Annotated in this window: 18 protein-coding genes; 16 read left to right on the top strand and 2 right to left on the bottom strand. The window is 72.1% G+C overall.

Annotation, left to right across the window (positions count from 1 at the left end):
- Positions 1–81 precede the first annotated feature (81 nt).
- From ND486_RS10505 to ND486_RS10440, 14 genes are all read left to right on the top strand, one after another.
- Positions 82–744 carry an L-threonylcarbamoyladenylate synthase gene (locus ND486_RS10505; protein WP_174525518.1) on the top strand — a complete coding sequence of 221 codons (663 nt, stop codon included), beginning with the start codon at positions 82–84 and terminating at the stop codon, positions 742–744.
- A gap of 75 nt (positions 745–819) precedes the next feature.
- Positions 820–2103 (top strand): serine hydroxymethyltransferase, encoded by a 1284-nt coding sequence (gene glyA, locus ND486_RS10500; RefSeq protein WP_208820555.1) that lies wholly within the window; start codon positions 820–822, stop codon positions 2101–2103.
- A gap of 38 nt (positions 2104–2141) precedes the next feature.
- Positions 2142–3992: an MraY family glycosyltransferase gene (locus ND486_RS29685; protein ID WP_308215832.1), complete on the top strand. Its 1851-nt coding sequence runs from the start codon at positions 2142–2144 to the stop codon at positions 3990–3992.
- Positions 3993–4272: 280 nt separating this feature from the next.
- Positions 4273–4749 (top strand): hypothetical protein, encoded by a 477-nt coding sequence (locus ND486_RS10490; RefSeq protein ID WP_251784448.1) that lies wholly within the window; start codon positions 4273–4275, stop codon positions 4747–4749.
- 360 nt (positions 4750–5109) lie between these two features.
- The gene (gene atpB, locus ND486_RS10485) at positions 5110–5883 is read left to right on the top strand and encodes a F0F1 ATP synthase subunit A (RefSeq protein ID WP_062397367.1); all 774 of its coding nucleotides are present in this window, start codon (positions 5110–5112) and stop codon (positions 5881–5883) included.
- Between the two features lie 124 nt (positions 5884–6007).
- Entirely contained in the window at positions 6008–6253 is a 246-nt protein-coding gene (locus ND486_RS10480) for a F0F1 ATP synthase subunit C (RefSeq protein ID WP_020621511.1), read from the top strand.
- A gap of 63 nt (positions 6254–6316) precedes the next feature.
- Positions 6317–6865 (top strand): F0F1 ATP synthase subunit B, encoded by a 549-nt coding sequence (locus ND486_RS10475; protein WP_062397364.1) that lies wholly within the window; start codon positions 6317–6319, stop codon positions 6863–6865.
- Positions 6865–7695, top strand: coding sequence for a F0F1 ATP synthase subunit delta (locus tag ND486_RS10470; protein ID WP_178376185.1), 831 nt, complete (start codon positions 6865–6867; stop codon positions 7693–7695). Before ND486_RS10475 ends, ND486_RS10470 begins: the two co-directional genes overlap by 1 nt.
- A 75-nt stretch (positions 7696–7770) precedes the next feature.
- The gene (atpA, locus tag ND486_RS10465) at positions 7771–9408 is read left to right on the top strand and encodes a F0F1 ATP synthase subunit alpha (RefSeq protein ID WP_208824806.1); all 1638 of its coding nucleotides are present in this window, start codon (positions 7771–7773) and stop codon (positions 9406–9408) included.
- Positions 9409–9420: 12 nt separating this feature from the next.
- Positions 9421–10419 carry a F0F1 ATP synthase subunit gamma gene (locus ND486_RS10460; protein ID WP_251784131.1) on the top strand — a complete coding sequence of 333 codons (999 nt, stop codon included), beginning with the start codon at positions 9421–9423 and terminating at the stop codon, positions 10417–10419.
- Entirely contained in the window at positions 10419–11852 is a 1434-nt protein-coding gene (gene atpD / locus ND486_RS10455) for a F0F1 ATP synthase subunit beta (protein WP_062397356.1), read from the top strand. The genes ND486_RS10460 and atpD overlap by 1 nt, the downstream gene beginning before the upstream one ends.
- A gap of 18 nt (positions 11853–11870) precedes the next feature.
- Positions 11871–12242 (top strand): F0F1 ATP synthase subunit epsilon, encoded by a 372-nt coding sequence (locus tag ND486_RS10450; RefSeq protein ID WP_020621465.1) that lies wholly within the window; start codon positions 11871–11873, stop codon positions 12240–12242.
- 20 nt (positions 12243–12262) lie between these two features.
- A complete protein-coding gene (locus ND486_RS10445; RefSeq protein ID WP_062397354.1) occupies positions 12263–12712 on the top strand; it encodes a DUF2550 domain-containing protein in 450 nt (149 codons plus the stop codon).
- A 61-nt stretch (positions 12713–12773) separates the two neighbouring features.
- Positions 12774–13514 (top strand): E3 ubiquitin ligase family protein, encoded by a 741-nt coding sequence (locus tag ND486_RS10440; protein WP_251784129.1) that lies wholly within the window; start codon positions 12774–12776, stop codon positions 13512–13514.
- A 24-nt stretch (positions 13515–13538) separates the two neighbouring features.
- Here ND486_RS10440 and ND486_RS10435 read toward each other — a convergent pair whose 3' ends face one another.
- On the bottom strand, positions 13539–14132 hold the full coding sequence (locus ND486_RS10435) for a cob(I)yrinic acid a,c-diamide adenosyltransferase (protein WP_251784126.1): 594 nt from the start codon (positions 14130–14132) through the stop codon (positions 13539–13541).
- Positions 14133–14256: 124 nt separating this feature from the next.
- On the opposite strand from ND486_RS10435, the gene murA reads away from it, so the two are divergent.
- Together murA and ND486_RS10425 are read left to right on the top strand one after the other, a co-directional pair.
- The gene (murA, locus tag ND486_RS10430; protein ID WP_062397349.1) at positions 14257–15525 is read left to right on the top strand and encodes a UDP-N-acetylglucosamine 1-carboxyvinyltransferase; all 1269 of its coding nucleotides are present in this window, start codon (positions 14257–14259) and stop codon (positions 15523–15525) included.
- 201 nt (positions 15526–15726) lie between these two features.
- Positions 15727–16578, top strand: a complete 852-nt coding sequence (locus ND486_RS10425; RefSeq protein WP_251784124.1) for a DUF1206 domain-containing protein — start codon at positions 15727–15729, stop codon at positions 16576–16578.
- 4 nt (positions 16579–16582) lie between these two features.
- Here ND486_RS10425 and ND486_RS10420 read toward each other — a convergent pair whose 3' ends face one another.
- Positions 16583–16915, bottom strand: coding sequence for a hypothetical protein (locus ND486_RS10420; RefSeq protein ID WP_251784122.1), 333 nt, complete (start codon positions 16913–16915; stop codon positions 16583–16585).
- Positions 16916–16975: the final 60 nt, after the last annotated feature.

Here is a 16975-nt window from a genome sequence, read left to right as displayed (position 1 = left end):
CGGTCGTCCGGACGCCCCGCCGGCGCCGCGGATGTGAGCCGCCCCGCACCCCCGCGCGGCACGGTCGTATCCTCGCGGATCGTGAGTGCACCGCAGACCCAGCCGCTGTTCGACTGCAGCGTCCCCGCCGAGCGCACACGCGGTCTGACCGCCGCCGCGCGCGCCGTCCGGGCGGGTGAGCTGGTCGTCCTGCCCACCGACACCGTCTACGGCATCGGCTGCGACGCGTTCAACGGCACCGCCGTGCGCGCGCTGCTCGCCGCCAAGCGGCGCGGCCCGGACATGCCGGTCGGCGTGCTCGTCGGTTCCTGGACCACCATCGACGGCCTCGTCTCAGGAGTCCCGCAGTCCGCCAGGGCGCTGATCGAGGCGTTCTGGCCGGGCGAGGTGTCGCTGGTGCTGGAGCACGCGCCCTCGCTGGCCTGGGACCTGGGCAGCACCCGCGGGACGGTGATGCTGCGCATGCCGCTGCACCCGGTCGCGCTGGAGCTGCTGCGCGAGGTCGGGCCGATGGCGGTGTCGAGCGCGAACACCTCGGGCAACCCGCCGGCGTCGAACGTGACCGAGGCGATCACCCAGCTGGCCTCGAGCGTGCAGGTCTACCTCGACGGCGGCCCGTCCGGTGACCCGGTCGCCTCCACGATCGTCGACCTCACCGGCGCCCGGCCGCGCATGCTGCGCGAGGGCGGGGTGACCGCCGAACAGGTCGAGGAGGTCGTCGGCCAGGAGATCGACCGGGTCTGAGGGGGCCACCCGCGGGTGTGATCACGCCTGCACGGCCGCGGCCTGCGGGGATGGCAGCGGGTAGCGTGTCCCGGCGTGAGCGAGCAGACCTTCTGGGGACCGGACTTCCACGCACTGCAGCAGCAGGACCCCGAGATCGCGGGCGTCGTGCTGGACGAGCTCGAGCGCCTGCGCGGCGGACTGCAGCTCATCGCGAGTGAGAACCTGACCAGCCCCGCGGTGCTGGCGGCGCTCGGGTCGACGCTGTCGAACAAGTACGCCGAGGGCTACCCCGGCCGCCGCTACTACGGCGGCTGCGGCGTCGTCGACGTCGCCGAGAACATCGGCAACGCGCGGACCAAGGAGCTCTTCGGCGCCGAGCACGTCAACCTCCAGCCGCACTCCGGTGCGAGCGCGAACCTCGCCGCCTACGCCGCGTTCGCCAAGCCCGGCGACACCGTGCTGGCCATGGACCTCAAGCAGGGCGGCCACCTCACGCACGGCAGCAAGGTCAACTTCTCCGGCCTGTGGTTCAACGCGGTGTCCTACACCGTCCGTTCCGACACCGAGGTCATCGACTACGACCAGGTCCGCGACCTGGCCAAGCAGCACCAGCCGAAGATCATCATCGCCGGTGCGACCGCGTACCCGCGCCTGATCGACTTCGCGGTGTTCCGCGAGATCGCCGACGAGGTCGGCGCCAAGCTCATGGTCGACGCCGCGCACTTCATCGGCCTGGTCGCCGGCAAGGCGATCCCGTCGCCGGTGCCCTACGCCGACGTCGTCACCGCCACCACGCACAAGGTCCTGCGCGGCCCGCGCGGCGGCATGGTGCTGTGCCGCGAGGAGCACGCCAAGGCCATCGACAAGGCGGTCTTCCCGTTCTCCCAGGGCGGCCCGCTGATGCACGCGGTCGCCGCGAAGGCCGTCGCGATGAAGGAGGCGGCGCAGCCGGAGTACCAGGCCTACGCCCGCCAGGTCATCGCGAACGCCCAGGCGCTGACGAAGAGCCTGGAGTCCGAGGGCATGCGCGCCGTCTCCGGCGGCACCGACAACCACCTCGCGCTGCTGGACCTGCGTCCGATCGGCGTCACCGGCTCGGAGGCGGAGACCCGCTGCGACCGCGCCGGCATCACGCTGAACAAGAACGCGATCCCCTACGACCCGGCGCCGCCGATGAAGCCGTCCGGCATCCGGGTCGGCTCGCCCAGCGTCACCACGCAGGGGATGACCGAGGCCGACATGGCCGAGGTCGGCGCGCTGCTGGCCCGCGCGGTCAAGGCCGAGCACGACACCACGGCCGGCGACGCCGAGCTCGCCGACGTCGCGAAGGCGGTCACCGCGCTCGTCTCGAAGGCACCGGCCTACCCTCGGGGGTGACCTGAGACCCACGGCGGAGGCGGAGAGGCGCTCGCGACGTGCCCACTGACCAGTTCACGTACGGACTCCCCATCCGGGAGCTCCTGCTCGTCGGGCTGGTCGCCGCCGTCGTCACGCTGCTGCTGACCGGGCCGGTCCGGATGCTGGCGCTGAAGGTCGGCGCGGTCGCCTGGCCGCGGGGACGGGACGTGCACGTCACCCCGACCCCGCGGTGGGGCGGCCTCGCGATGTTCGGCGGGGTGCTGGCCGGGCTGCTGCTGTCGCTGCAGCTCCCGGCCCTGCGGCTGGCCTACTTCGAGCAGAGCACCGAGGTCGTCGGGGTCGTCGTCGCGACCGGGCTGCTGGTCGGCGTCGGGATGCTCGACGACCGCTACGACCTCGACGCCCTCACCAAGTTCGCCGCGCAGGTCACCGCGGCCGGGCTGCTGGTCCTGTACGGGGTCCAGTGGCTCCAGATCTGGATCCCGATCGGCGGCGACTCGTTCCTCAGCGGGTCGGTGCTGGCGCTCGGGCAGAGCCAGTCGGTGCTGCTGACGGTGCTGGTCACCGTCGTCCTGGTGAACGCGATGAACTTCGTCGACGGGCTCGACGGGCTCGCGGCGGGCATCGGGCTGATCACGACGCTCGCGACCGCGGTGTTCTGCATCGGACTGATCAGCGAGAACGGCAACGATCCGGCCACGTTCGTCCCCGCGCTGCTCGCGGTGGTGCTCGCCGGGTCCTGTCTGGGGTTCCTGCCGCACAACTTCCACCCCGCGCGGATCTTCATGGGGGACACCGGCTCGATGATGGTCGGGGTGATGCTGGCCGCCGCGATCACGAGCGCGTCCGGCCGCGTCCCGCAGTCGGACACCCCTTCGCCAGGGGATCTGCTGGCGCTGGTCTCCCCGGTGGTCGTGCTGGTCGGGATCGTCTTCATCCCGTCGCTGGACCTGCTCATGGCGGTCGTGCGCCGGACCCGCGCCGGGACCAGCCCCTTCAGCCCGGACAAGATGCACCTGCACCACCGCCTGCTCCAGGTCGGGCACAGCCACCGGCGCGCGGTGCTGCTGGTCTACCTGTGGGTCGCGGTGATCGCCTTCGGCGCGGTCGCGCTCGCCCTGGTCCCGCGCACCGGGCTGGTGCTCGCCGCGACCGGGATCGCACTGGTCGTGGCGTTCGTGGCCTCGGCCGTGCCGCACCGGTCGCGGATGCGCACCGCCGCCTCCGCGGCACCGGCCGCCGCGGGGGAGACGGCGATCGCCTCGACCGACGACCTCCCGGACGCCGGGCCCGGGCGCGCGGCGCCCTCCGCCCGGCCGTCCGCCGGCGGTCCGGCCGCGGACGGCCCCGGACCGCCGGGCCGCGCCGCGCCGGCACCGGCGCCGGGCCGGGTCGTGCCGGGCGGGGACCCGTCCGGTCGGGACCCGTCACGGCGGGACACAGCGGGCCGGGACGCACCCGGGGTGCCTGCGCCGTGGACACGGGGCGCGCACCGGCCGAGCGGCGGGCGCGGCCCGTCGCGGACCGGGACGCGCCCCGCGCCTGCCGGCGCCGGGGGACCGGTGGCCGCCGGTGCCGCCGGACCTGCGCCTGCCGGACCCGCCCGGCTCGCGGGCACCCCGGCCGGGGGGCCGGAACACGTCGGCCCGACGACGTCCGCCGATGCCGGGCCGCCCACACCACCGCCCCCGTCCCGGCCCGTCGCCGCCCGTCCGCGGATGCCACGCGGCACGGCCGCCGGACCGCCGACGCCGGACCCGACCGGTCCCGTGCCGACCCCACTGCTCCCGCAGCACCCGCGCGGCACCGGTCACCGCCCCCACCCCGCCGCGACGCCGGGGCCGGGGCCGGACCAGCCGACCGTCCCCACCCCCGCGCACCACCCCGCCCGGGACCGCGACGCCTGACCCGCGCCGGTCCTGGCCCTGGGGACAGGTGTCCGCGCTCACGGATCAGGCCCCGCCCGCCCCGTACGCCGCCCGGTCCCGGGCCCGCCGAGCGCGTCGAGAAGCACCCGGGTGCTGCCCGACGGCGGCCGGCGACGCCCGGGCGCCTCCCGACGCGGCCGGGCGGCCCGGGACACCGCGGGGGGACGGCGCCGGTCGGGGTGCCGGACCCGGCGGTTACCGTGTGCGCGGAGCCGTACCCGCTGGTGGGGCGGCCGGTGAGCCGGGAGGCGGACGCACCGTGTGGCGATGGGACCGCTGGGGGACCGTGGAGTACGACGGTCCCGCGCTCGGTCAGGCGCAGGTCGTGCGGCGGCTGTCGGGGTCGATGGCCCGCGGCGCCGCCCTGGTCGGCGCGGCCACCACGGTGGTCTGCGCCGTCGGCGGGGTCGTCGCGGCCGGGGTCCCGGGCCTGTCCGCCGCGGCCCTCGGTGGCCTGCTGGCCACCGGCTCGGCCCTGCTCACGCCCGTGCTGATGCTGCGTACGACCCATCTCGAGCCGGGCGCTGTGATGCTGGCCGCATTCGGCGGTCTCGCGATGAAGGCCATCATCCTCCTGCTCGCCCTGTTCACCCTCGGGGGTGCGCCGGGGCTGCACCGCATGTCACTGGCCGTCACCATGCTCGTCGTCTTCATCGCGACGACGGCGGCGGAGGCCTGGGCCGGGCAGAAGCTCCAGATCCTGATCGGCACCGATCCGGGGTCCACAGATGCCTGACCTGGGGTTCGACGACCGTTTCGTCCGGTCCCGCGGTGCCCGCGAGGCTGTTCGCGGGGGCCGTCGAGGGCGTCGTGCGGATGGCCGGGCGGCGACCGCCGGGGGAGTTAACGGTGAATCACACGACGCGACCCACCGGACCCGATCAAGATCGTTTCGTCGGACGAACGCGCAGGTGAGGTGCGTACGAGCCCCCGACATCGTGTAGAAGTACGGCTGATAGCATCCGCCACGTAGGCGATGTGGGTGACTTCCGGTGTTTCGACCCGGCCGCCCGGAAACACATCGCGCCACGAGGCACCTTGCAGGCGATCCCCCGTTCCGCGTGGATGCGGAACGGGAGCACCGGAAGGACCCCCATTGGGCACGTTGGTACTGGCGGCCGAGGAGTTCACTCCGCCCGGCGCAGGTCTGTTCGAGTACCCGCCGATCTTCGGCGCCGTCACCAAGCCGATGGTGCTGGCGGTCCTGTCGCTGATCATCGTCGCGGCCGTCTTCACGCTGGGCACGCGCAAGCTGTCCATCGTGCCGAGCCGATTCCAGTTCGGACTGGAGTCCTTCTACAACATCCCGCGCAACACGATGGCGCGTGACCAGATCGGCTCCGAGGACTTCAAGCGGTACATCCCGCTGATCCTCGGCCTGTTCAGCTTCATCCTGGTCAACAACATCTTCGCGATCATCCCGGTGATCCAGTTCCCGACGCTGTCGCGGATCGGGTTCCCCATCGCGCTGGCGTTGTTCGTCTACGTCTTCTACCACTACGCCGGGTTCAAGAAGCACGGGTTCTTCGGCTACATCAAGCACGCCGCGCTGCCGCCGGGCGTCCCGGTCTTCATCGCGCCGCTGATCATCGTGATCGAGCTGCTGCAGAAGTTCCTGGTGCAGCCGCTCTCGCTGGCACTGCGTGTGTTCGCCGCGATGTTCGCAGGCCACCTCATCCTCGCCCTGACCGCCGTGGGTGCGGCGTTCCTGGTGTCGGCGGGCTCCGCGCTCGTCATCGCGTCCCCGGTGGTGTTCGCCGCCGGGATCGCGTTCACGTTCCTGGAGGCGCTGGTCCAGGTCATCCAGGCCTACGTCTTCGCCCTGCTGGCCGCCGTGTTCATCGGCGCGGCGATCTCCGAGGACCACTGACAGCACCACCGAGACCCCGGTGCCGCCGGCACCGCGCTCGCACCACCTGCTTCATCCGCCGGCCCGTCCGGGCCGATACACCGAACGACCCGCATCCCGCGGACCCGACGGAAGGAAACCCGAAGTGAACGTCACCCAGGTTCTGGCCCAGGAAGCCGCCAACATCAACCCGGGCCTCGCGGCCATCGGGTTCGGCGCCTCGGCCATCGGCGCCGGTATCGGCGTCGGCCTGATCTGGTCGGCCGTCATCAGCGGCACCGCCCGCCAGCCGGAGGCCCGCGGCCAGCTGATGGGTATCGGCTGGACCACGTTCGTCCTCGCCGAGCTGGTCATGCTGATCGGCCTGGTGCTCTTCTTCATCGCGCAGTAAGAGCCGGCAGATCACTCTCATGCCGGTCCCGGTACCGGCGGCCATGTCAGGGAAGGACACACGGTGGAACTGATTCTCGCCGCCGAACAGCCGCTTCCGATTCTCCCGCACCTCGATGAGCTCGTGCTCGGTGTGGTCGCGTTCGCGATCCTGCTGTTCCTGCTCTGGAAGTTCGCGGTCCCGCGCTTCGAGACGCTCTACGAGGAGCGGACCGACGCGATCGAGGGCGGCCTCAAGCGTGCTCAGGAGACCCAGGAGCAGGCGGACCGGCTGAAGAAGGAGTACGAGGAGCAGCTCGCCGGCCTGCGGGCCGAGGCGGCGCGCATCCGCGACGACGCCCGGGCCGAGGGCCAGCAGATCAAGGCCGAGCTCCGCGAGGAGGCCGAGGCCGAGGCCGCGCGCATCAAGGCCCGTGGCGAGGAGCAGGTGGCCGCGTCGCGCGACGCCGCCCAGCGTGCTCTGCGCAACGAGGTCGGGGGCCTGTCGGTCCAGCTGGCCGAGCGCCTGCTGCGCGAGCAGCTGGCCGACGACTCGCGTCGCTCCGCGACGATCGACTCGTTCCTCGGTGAGCTCGACCAGCAGGGCGTGGCCCAGCGGAGCGGGGCGAACTGATGGCGGCTGTCCTGCAGCCCGCCAGCCGTGAGTCCCTCGCGGCGCTGACCGAGCGGCTGGACTCCTGGACCGACTCCGCGTCGGCCCGGGACCTGACCACGACCGCGGACGAGCTGTTCGCGGTGGCCCGGTTCCTGGACTCCGAGCGCTCCGTCCGGCGCCTGCTGGCCGACGCGTCCTCTCCCGAGGACGCCCGCGCGGACCTGGTCCGCCGGCTGTTCGGGTCCCAGCTCTCGCAGCCGACCGTGGACCTCGTCTCCGAGCTGGCGCGCAAGCGCTGGTCCACCGCCCGCGACATCGTCACCGGTGCGGAGGGCCTGGCCCGCCGCACGGCCATCGCGATCGCGGACCGCAACGGCTCCCTCGACGAGGTCGAGGACCAGCTGTTCCGGTTCGGCCGGATCGTGGCCCGCGAGCCGCAGCTGGCGAGCCTGCTCGGCGACGCCGCCCGGCCCGTCGAGGGTCGCGTCCAGCTCCTGGACTCGGTGCTCGGCGAGAAGGTCTACCCGGTGACGGCGACGCTGCTCCGCGAAGCGGTCCGGCTGCCCCGCAGCCGGCACCTCGACGTCGTCGCCGAGGAGCTCGCCGAGCTCGCGGCGGCCCGCCGGGACCGCTCGGTCGCCAAGGTGCGCACACCCGTCGAGCTCTCCTCCGAGCAGGAGACCAAGCTCGCCGAGACCCTGGGCCGTATGTACGGCCGCACGATCTCCCTGCAGGTCGAGCTCGACCGGAGCCTCCTCGGAGGCCTGGTCGTGCAGGTCGGCGGCGAGGTCATCGACGGCAGCGTGGCGGGTCGACTCGCCGCAGCTCGCCGATCCCTGCCCAGCTGACCTGCTTCGGACGCGATCGCCGGACCCCGGCGGAACGACCCGAAGACCCCGTTCGAGAGAAGGAACGACGCAGCCATGACAGAGCTGACGATCTCCTCCGAGGAGATCCGGAGTGCGATCTCCAGCTACGTCTCGTCGCTGGAGAGCGGCACGTCCCGCCGTGAGGTCGGGATCGTCGCCGACACCGGTGACGGCATCGCCCACGTCGAGGGTCTGCCCTCGGCCATGACCAACGAGCTGCTCGAGTTCGAGGGCGGCGTCCGCGGCGTCGCGCTGAACCTCGAGCAGAACGAGATCGGTGCGGTCGTCCTGGGCGACTACACCGGCCTCGAGGAGGGCCAGCAGGTCACTCGCACCGGCGAGGTCCTGTCCGTGCCGGTCGGCGAGGGCTACCTGGGCCGGGTCGTCGACCCGCTGGGCAACCCGATCGACGGCCTCGGCGACGTCGAGAGCGACGCCCGCCGCGTGCTCGAGCTCCAGGCGGCCGGCGTGATGGACCGCCAGTCCGTCGGCGAGCCGCTGCAGACCGGGATCAAGGCCATCGACGCCATGACCCCGATCGGGCGCGGCCAGCGCCAGCTGGTGATCGGCGACCGCAAGACCGGCAAGACCGCGGTCTGCGTCGACACGATCATCAACCAGAAGGAGAACTGGGAGTCGGGCGACCCGTCGAAGCAGGTCCGCTGCATCTACGTCGCCATCGGCCAGAAGGGCTCCACGATCGCCGGTGTCCGGCAGTCCCTCGAGGACGCCGGTGCGCTGGAGTACACGACGATCGTCGCGGCCCCCGCGTCCGACCCGGCCGGCTTCAAGTGGCTCGCGCCCTACACCGGCTCGGCCATCGGCCAACACTGGATGTACCAGGGCAAGCACGTCCTCATCGTGTTCGACGACCTGTCGAAGCAGGCCGAGGCCTACCGCGCGATCTCGCTGCTGCTGCGCCGCCCGCCGGGCCGTGAGGCCTACCCGGGCGACGTCTTCTACCTGCACTCGCGTCTGCTGGAGCGCTGCGCGAAGCTCTCCGACTCCCTCGGCGCGGGGTCGATGACCGGTCTGCCGATCATCGAGACCAAGGCGAACGACGTGTCGGCCTACATCCCGACCAACGTCATCTCGATCACCGACGGCCAGGTCTTCCTCGAGTCCGACCTGTTCAACCAGGGTGTCCGGCCGGCGATCAACGTCGGTATCTCGGTCTCCCGGGTCGGTGGCTCGGCGCAGATCAAGGCCATGAAGACGGTCTCGGGCTCGCTGCGTCTGGACCTGTCGCAGTACCGCGAGCTGGAGGCGTTCGCCGCCTTCGGTTCCGACCTCGACGCCGCCTCGGCCGCCGCCCTGGGCCGTGGCGAGCGACTGGTCGAGCTGCTGAAGCAGGCGCAGTACGCGCCGGTCTCGGTGCAGGACCAGGTCGTCTCGATCTGGCTGGGCACCTCCGGCAAGCTCGACTCGGTGCCCGTCGCCGACGTGCAGCGCTTCGAGTCGGAGTTCCGCGAGTACTCGCGTCGCCACGCCTCCGGCGCCCTGAACGAGATCACCGACACCGGGAAGCTCTCCGACGACGCCGTCGAGACGCTGACCAAGGCGGTCGACGAGTTCAAGCGCAACGAGTTCACCGCGTCCGACGGTTCCTCGGTCGTCCCCAAGGAGAAGGCCGAGAAGGCCCTCGACGAGGACGATGTCGAGCAGGAGACCGTCACGGTCAAGAAGAACTGAGGCTGATACCCGATGGCGGCACAGATCCGGGTGCTGCGCCGGCGTATCCGGTCGACGCAGTCCATCAAGAAGATCACCCGTTCCCAGGAGCTGATCGCGACCTCACGGATCGCGAAGGCCCGGGCGCGGGTGGACGAGGCACGTCCGTACGCCGAGCTGATGACGAGCACCCTGTCGGAGCTCGCGTCGAACTCGGCGCTGGACCACCCGCTGCTCGTCGAGCGGGAGCAGCCGAAGCGGGCCGCGGTCCTGGTCGTCACCAGTGACCGCGGTCAGTGCGGCGGCTACAACGCCAACGTCCTCAAGGAGGCCGAGCAGCTCCAGGCCCTGCTCCGCGAGCAGGGCAAGGAGCCGGTCCTCTACGTGATCGGCCGCAAGGGCGTCTCGTACTACCGGTTCCGCAACCGGGAGATCGAGCAGTCGTGGACCGGCTTCTCCGAGCAGCCGGGCTACGAGCACGCGGCCGAGGCCGCACGGACGCTGGTCGACTCGTTCATGGCGGGGGAGGACGACCACGAGGGGAACACCGACGGTGTGACCGGCGTGGACGAGCTGCACCTCGTCTACACCAGCTTCAAGAACATGATCACCCAGGTGCCGCAGGCCCGGCGGATGGCTCCGCTCGAGGTCGAGTACGCGGCCGACAGTGCCTCGGCGAAGCCGGTCGACGAGATCGACAGCGACGCCGACACGGCCGAGAGCCAGCGGGACCACCCGGAGAGCAAGGGGCTCCAGCCGCTCTACGAGTTCGAGCCGGACCCGGACACGCTCTTCGACGCGCTGCTGCCGAAGTACATCGGGGCCCGCCTCTACGCGGCCCTGCTGGAGTCGGCGGCGTCGGAGTCGGCGAACCGGCAGCGGGCCATGAAGGCCGCGACGGACAACGCCAACGAACTGATCCGTAGCCTGACCCTGGAGGCCAACCAGGCTCGCCAGGCACAGATCACCCAGGAGATCAGCGAGATCGTCGGTGGGGTCGACGCTCTCGCCAGCGCAGGAAGTGAGAGCTGATGACCACGACCGCCGAAACTTCGGCCGGCCCGATCACCGGGCGCGTCGTCCAGGTGACCGGCCCGGTCGTCGACGTCGAGTTCCCGCGTGACCAGGTCCCGAACCTGCTCAACGCCCTCACGCTGGAGGTGGACCTCTCCGGCGACAAGCGCAAGCTGACGCTGGAGATCGCCACGCACCTGGGTGACAACCTGGTCCGGGCCATCTCCATGCAGCCGACCGACGGTGTCGTGCGCGGCCAGGAGGTCACCGACCTCGGCCGCCCGATCTCCGTGCCGGTGGGCGACCAGGTCAAGGGCCACGTGTTCAACGCCCTCGGCGACTGCCTGGACGACCCGTCCATCCAGTTCACCGGTGACCTCCGGTCGATCCACCAGAAGGCCCCGCGCTTCGACGAGCTCGAGGGCAAGACCGAGATGCTGGAGACCGGCATCAAGGTCCTGGACCTGATGACGCCCTACGTCGTCGGCGGCAAGATCGGTCTGTTCGGTGGTGCCGGTGTCGGCAAGACCGTGCTGATCCAGGAGATGATCCAGCGTGTCGCGCTGAACTTCGGTGGCACCTCGGTGTTCGCCGGCGTCGGTGAGCGCACCCGTGAGGGCAACGACCTCATCACGGAGATGACCGAGTCGGGCGTCATGAAGAACACCGCCCTGGTGTTCGGTCAGATGGACGAGCCGCCGGGCACCCGTATGCGCGTCGCGCTCTCCGCGCTGACCATGGCGGAGTACTTCCGTGACGTGCAGGAGCAGGACGTGCTCCTGTTCATCGACAACATCTTCCGGTTCACCCAGGCCGGCCAGGAGGTCTCGACCCTCCTCGGCCGCATGCCGTCCGCGGTGGGCTACCAGCCCACCCTGGCCGACGAGATGGGCGAGCTGCAGGAGCGGATCACCTCGACCCGCGGTCGTTCGATCACCTCGATGCAGGCGATCTACGTCCCCGCGGACGACTACACCGACCCGGCTCCGGCGACGACGTTCGCGCACCTCGACGCCACCACCGAGCTCTCCCGGCCGATCTCCCAGAAGGGGATCTACCCGGCGGTGGACCCGCTGACCTCGACCTCGCGGATCCTGGACCCGCAGTACGTCGGTGACGAGCACTTCCGCGTCGCCAACGAGGTCAAGCGGATCCTGCAGAAGTACAACGACCTGCAGGACATCATCGCCATCCTCGGTATCGACGAGCTGTCCGAGGAGGACAAGCAGCTCGTCGGCCGGGCGCGTCGCATCGAGCGCTTCCTGTCGCAGAACCTCCTGGTCGCCGAGCAGTTCACCGGCCAGCCGGGCTCGACGGTCCCGCTCAAGGAGACCATCGAGGCGTTCGACAAGATCGCCAAGGGCGAGTTCGACGACGTCCCCGAGCAGGCGTTCTTCCTCTGCGGCGGTCTCGACGACCTGGAGAAGAACCGCAAGAAGCTCGAGGGCTGATCACCGATGCCTGCTGAGATGACCGTGGAGCTGGTCTCCGTGGAGCGCCGGCTGTGGTCGGGCGACGCACGCTTCGTGCTCGCCCGGACCACGGTCGGCGAGGTCGGCATCCTGCCCGGCCACCAGCCGATGCTGGCCCAGCTGGAAGAGGCCGGGGTCGTCCGCATCGACTCCACCGACGGCTCGAAGCGCACCATCGCGGTGCACGGCGGGTTCCTGTCGGTGTCGGCGGAGCGGGTGTCCATCCTGGCCGAGTTCGCCGAGCAGGCGGACGAGATCGACGTCGAGCGGGCCCGGCGGGCGCGCGACGGCGCCGACTCGTCCACCGACGAGGGCAAATCGGCGATCGCCCGGGCCGAGGCCCGCCTTCGGGCGGCCGAGGCGAACTAGCACGGGGACCGGGCACGGCAGTGGAGCTCATCGCGGCGTTCGTCGGAGTTCTGCTGCTGTGCCTGGTCGTCCCCCTGGTCTGGCTCGCCGTACGGCGGGTACGACTCATGCGCAACGGCGGTGTGGACCTGTGTCTGCGCCGCCGTTTCGCTGTCACGGACTGGCACTTCGGCGTCGGGCGCTACGAGGGCGAGCGGTTCGCCTGGTACCGCCTGACCAGCTTCCGGATCGGTGCGACCGTCGTGATGGACCGGGCCGACCTGGAGATCGTGGACCGGCGGCCGCCGCACCGGTCGGAGGAGTTCGCGATCCCGATGGCGGTCGAGGTGCTGCGCTGCCGCGGCCGCGACGCCGCAGGCCGGGGCATCGACGTCGAGCTGGCGATGTCGGCGGGTGTCCGCACCGGCTTCATGGCCTGGCTGGAGTCCACCCCGCCGGGGCAGGGGCACGGCTACCGCGAGGCGTCCTGACCTCGCCGGATCGGTAGCTCTACGGACCTGACGTCCGTTCTGTCCGTTCTATGCTGCCGTCGTGGATCTGGTCTTCCTGGCGTTCGCGGGCATTCTCGGCTGGCTGGCGTGGACGTCGTTCCGCGAGGCCCGCGACGGGCACGCCCGCTGGACGCGCGGCCTGGCCGCGACCCCGGTGACGATCGCGGAGCTCGTCGCCATGGCCGGGTCCGTCCGCGACGAGCTCGACGCCCCGGCGTTCCGCCAGGTGGTGTCGCTGTCCGGGACCGTCGAGCCGCTCGACGACGAGGCCCGCCCGGCCCCGCTGACCGGGGTCGACTCGGTCTGGTTCCGGTTCGTCGAGGAGGCGCTCTCCCGCGGCCGGGACGACCGGGAGGAACGGCAGGTCGTCGCCGAGCAGCGGCGGGAGCGGCCGTTCCGGCTGACCGACGGCGGCGCGGAGGTCGTGGTCGACCCCCGTGACGCGCACACCGAGATCCCGGTCGCCGAGCGCCGCCGGGTCACCGACGACGGCGGGGGCCGCGAGTTCGGCCTGTTCCGCCTCGTCGACCCGACGGTGGCCCGTGAGCGCACCGAGTGGCGGATCGAGCCGGGCTCCCGGCTCACCGTGGTGGGGGAGGCCCGGCTGTCCGGGGACCGGGTACGGCTGTCCGCCGCGGCCGGCCACCCGCTCACGCTCACCGTCGCCGAGCGCGGCGACCACCTGGAGCGCAGCCGGAGCCGCAGCGGCGCCGCGATGCGGCGTGCCGTGGCGTTCGGCTGCGGCGCCGTCGTCGCGCTGCTGGTGGCCGTGCTGTTCTGAGCGGGCCGTCCTGAGCGGGTCCGGTCAGGCGTCGGTGGTCGGGGCGCCGTGCGGGCCGCCCGGCTGCCACAGGACGTCGCCGTCGGGGTTCGCGACCCGGCCGAGAATGAACAGCAGGTCCGAGAGCCGGTTGAGGTACTGCGCGGTCAGCGGGTTGGTGTGCTCCCGGTCGACCTCCAGCAGGCCCCACACCGACCGCTCGGCACGCCGGGTGACGGTCCGGGCGACGTGCAGGTACGCCGCGCCCGGGGTGCCGCCGGGGAGGATGAAGGAGTTGAGCTTGGGCAGCTCGGGGTTGAACTCGTCGCACCAGCCCTCGAGCCGGGTCACATAGCCCTCGGTGACCCGCAGCGGCGGGTACTCGGGGTTCTCGACGATCGGGGTGCACAGGTCGGCACCGACGTCGAACAGGTCGTTCTGGATCTGCCGCAGCGGGTCGACGATCCGTTCCGGGAGTCCCCCGACGGTCACGGCGACCCCGATCGCGGCGTTCGCCTCGTCGGTGTCGGCGTAGGCCGCCAGCCGGGCGTCGGTCTTCCGGACCCGGCTGAAGTCGCCCAGGGCCGTCGTACCGTCGTCGCCGGTCTTCGTGTAGATCCGCGTGAGATGCACCGCCACCCCGACAGGCTAGGGGCGCCGGTGCCTCGGCGACCAGATGCGGGGGTGCGCCGGACGGTCCGAAGGGTCAGGACCGTCCGGGGCGGGCATCCGGCGCGGTGACGGTCCCGTTACCGTTCCGGGCGTGGTGGAGCATTTCGCGGTCAACGGCGGGGCCCGGCTGAGCGGGTCCGTCGACGTCGTCGGGGCGAAGAACAGCGTGCTCAAGCTCATGGCGGCGGCGCTGCTGGCCGAGGGACGGACGACGCTCGAGAACTGCCCGGAGATCCTGGACGTGCCGCTGATGGCCGACGTCCTGCGAAGCCTGGGCTGCACGGTCGCGATCGAGGGGTCGACCGTGCACATCGACGTGCCCGCCGACCCCGGGGCGGAGGCCGACTACCGGTCGGTGTCCAAGCTGCGCGCGTCGGTGTGCGTGCTCGGGCCGCTGGTCGCGCGCTGCCGGCGGGCGGTCGTCCCGCTCCCCGGGGGCGACGCGATCGGTTCGCGGCCGCTGGACATGCACCAGAACGGGCTGCGCAAGCTCGGCGCGACCACCGACATCGTGCACGGCAGCGTCACCGCGACGGCGGGCGACCTGCACGGCGCGCAGATCTGGCTGGACTTCCCGAGCGTCGGCGCGACCGAGAACATCCTGATGGCCGCGGTGCTCGCCGAGGGCACGACGGTGATCGACAACGCGGCCCGCGAACCGGAGATCGTCGACCTCTGCGTGATGCTGCAGCAGATGGGCGCGAAGCTCGAGGGCGTCGGGAGCTCCACGCTGACCGTGCACGGCGTCGCGGGGCTGCAGCCGACCACGCACCGCGTCATCGGGGATCGGATCGTCGGCGCGACCTGGGCGTTCGCGGCCGCCATGACCCGGGGCGAGGTCACCGTGCGCGGCGTCGACCCGCACCACATCGACCTGGTCCTCGACAAGCTCCGCAGCGCGGGCGCCGAGATCACCACCGCCGAGCAGGAGTTCTCGGTCGCGATGCCCGGCCGCCCGGAGGCGGTCGACTTCGTGACGCTGCCCTATCCGGGCTTCGCGACGGACCTGCAGCCGATGGCGATCGCGCTGTCCGCCGTCGCCGAGGGCACGTCGATGATCACCGAGAACGTGTTCGAGGCGCGCTTCCGCTTCGTCGACGAGATGGTGCGCCTGGGTGCGGACGCCCGCACCGACGGGCACCACGCCGTCGTACGGGGGCGGCCGGAGCTGTCCAGCGCGCCGGTGTGGGCCAGCGACATCCGGGCCGGCGCCGGGCTGGTACTGGCCGGGCTGTGCGCACGGGGCACGACCGAGGTCTGGGACGTCGCGCACATCGACCGCGGCTACCCGCGGTTCGTGGAGAACCTGTCCGCGCTCGGCGCCGACATCCGGCGGGTCGCGGGCGAGCCGGAGCGGTAGGCGCTCGGCCCCGCAGGGGCGCTGGCGGCGGCTCGCCGTGGCGGCGCCGGTACCCGGCGGCGATCCGGCCCGGGGTGGGCGACACCCCTCGGCGCGACACGGCCCGGGTGCGGCCTCGCCGTTGCTCCGAACGGCCCATCAGCCCGGCGGACCGGTCCGCGCCGTGCCACCCTTCGCGTCGACTCGACGAGGAGGCCCGTCATGGTGAGCACCCCCGACGCCGCGGACGTCTCGCAGGCCGGCCGCAAGGCGGGCCGCGGGGCGCGGGACGCCGCGCACTCGACACCGGTGCGCGTCGCCGCCCGGGTCGGCATCGCCGCGAACGGGGTGCTGCACCTGCTGATCGGGTGGCTCGCCGTGCAGATCGCGCTCGGCTCGGGCGGGCAGGCCGACCAGAACGGCGCCCTCGGGGCGATCGCCGCCGAGCCGGCCGGCCGGGTGTTGCTGTGGGTGCTGGTGGTCGGGTTCGCCGCGGTCGTCCTGTGGCGGACGGTCTCGGCGGTGTGGGGCTTCCACTACGTCGGCGACAGCACGAAGCGGACGGTGAAGCGGGTCGTCGCCGGTGGACAGGCGGTCGTCTACGCCGTGCTGGCCGTCACCGCGGCGACCACCGCTGTCAGCGGGCGCGCCTCGAGCGGCGGCGGTGGGCGGGCGACCGCCGGACTGCTCGGCCTGCCGGGCGGCCAGATCCTCACCGCGCTGATCGGGCTGGGTGTGCTGGTCGGCGGCGGCGTACTGGCCTGGAACGGCTACCGGAAGAAGTTCACCGAGGACCAGGACCTCGGCGGCGCCGACACCCGGCTGCGGCGGATCAACGCCCGTACCGGGCAGGCCGGGTACATCGCCAAGGGGATCGCGATCGGCGTGCTGGGCATCCTGCTGGGCGTCGCCGCGCTGACCTTCGACCCGCAGCGCGCGAACGGGCTGGACTCGGCGCTCAAGACGCTGCGCGAACAGCCCTACGGGGTGTTCCTGCTGGTCGCGGTGGGCGTCGGGATCGCCTGTTACGGGGTGTTCTGCTTCTTCGACGCCCGCTACCACCGGGTGGACTGAGCGCTCAGTCCAGGGAGCGGCGGCTCAGCACCACGCGGGCGTCCTTCACGTCGCGGGGGAAGACGAGCAGCACCCAGCCGCCGCCGTCGGCGCGCGAGGTCGTCGCGCGGATGCCCTCGGAGCGGAGCCGGTCGCGCAGCACGCGGGCGGCCTCCTGGCCCGGTACCCGGGAGACCTCGGTGAGCAGCCCGGTGGCCACCGGGTCGTCCGGGTCGTCGGTGGGCAGCGCGTGGTGCTTCTGGTGGCCGTAGGTCCAGCGCAGCAGCAGCCCGAGCACCAGCAGCACCACCGCCAGGCCGATGACGGCGCCGAGCCGCGGGACCAGGTCGAGCTCCATCCGCCGATGGTCGCACCCGGACGGGCGACGCGCCCTGTCCGAGGGGTCGGGTGGTGAACC

The sequence above is a fragment of the Pseudonocardia sp. DR1-2 genome (assembly GCF_023717215.1).
GTDB lineage: Bacteria > Actinomycetota > Actinomycetes > Mycobacteriales > Pseudonocardiaceae > Pseudonocardia > Pseudonocardia alni.
This window is presented reverse-complemented; position numbering and strand designations above follow the sequence as displayed.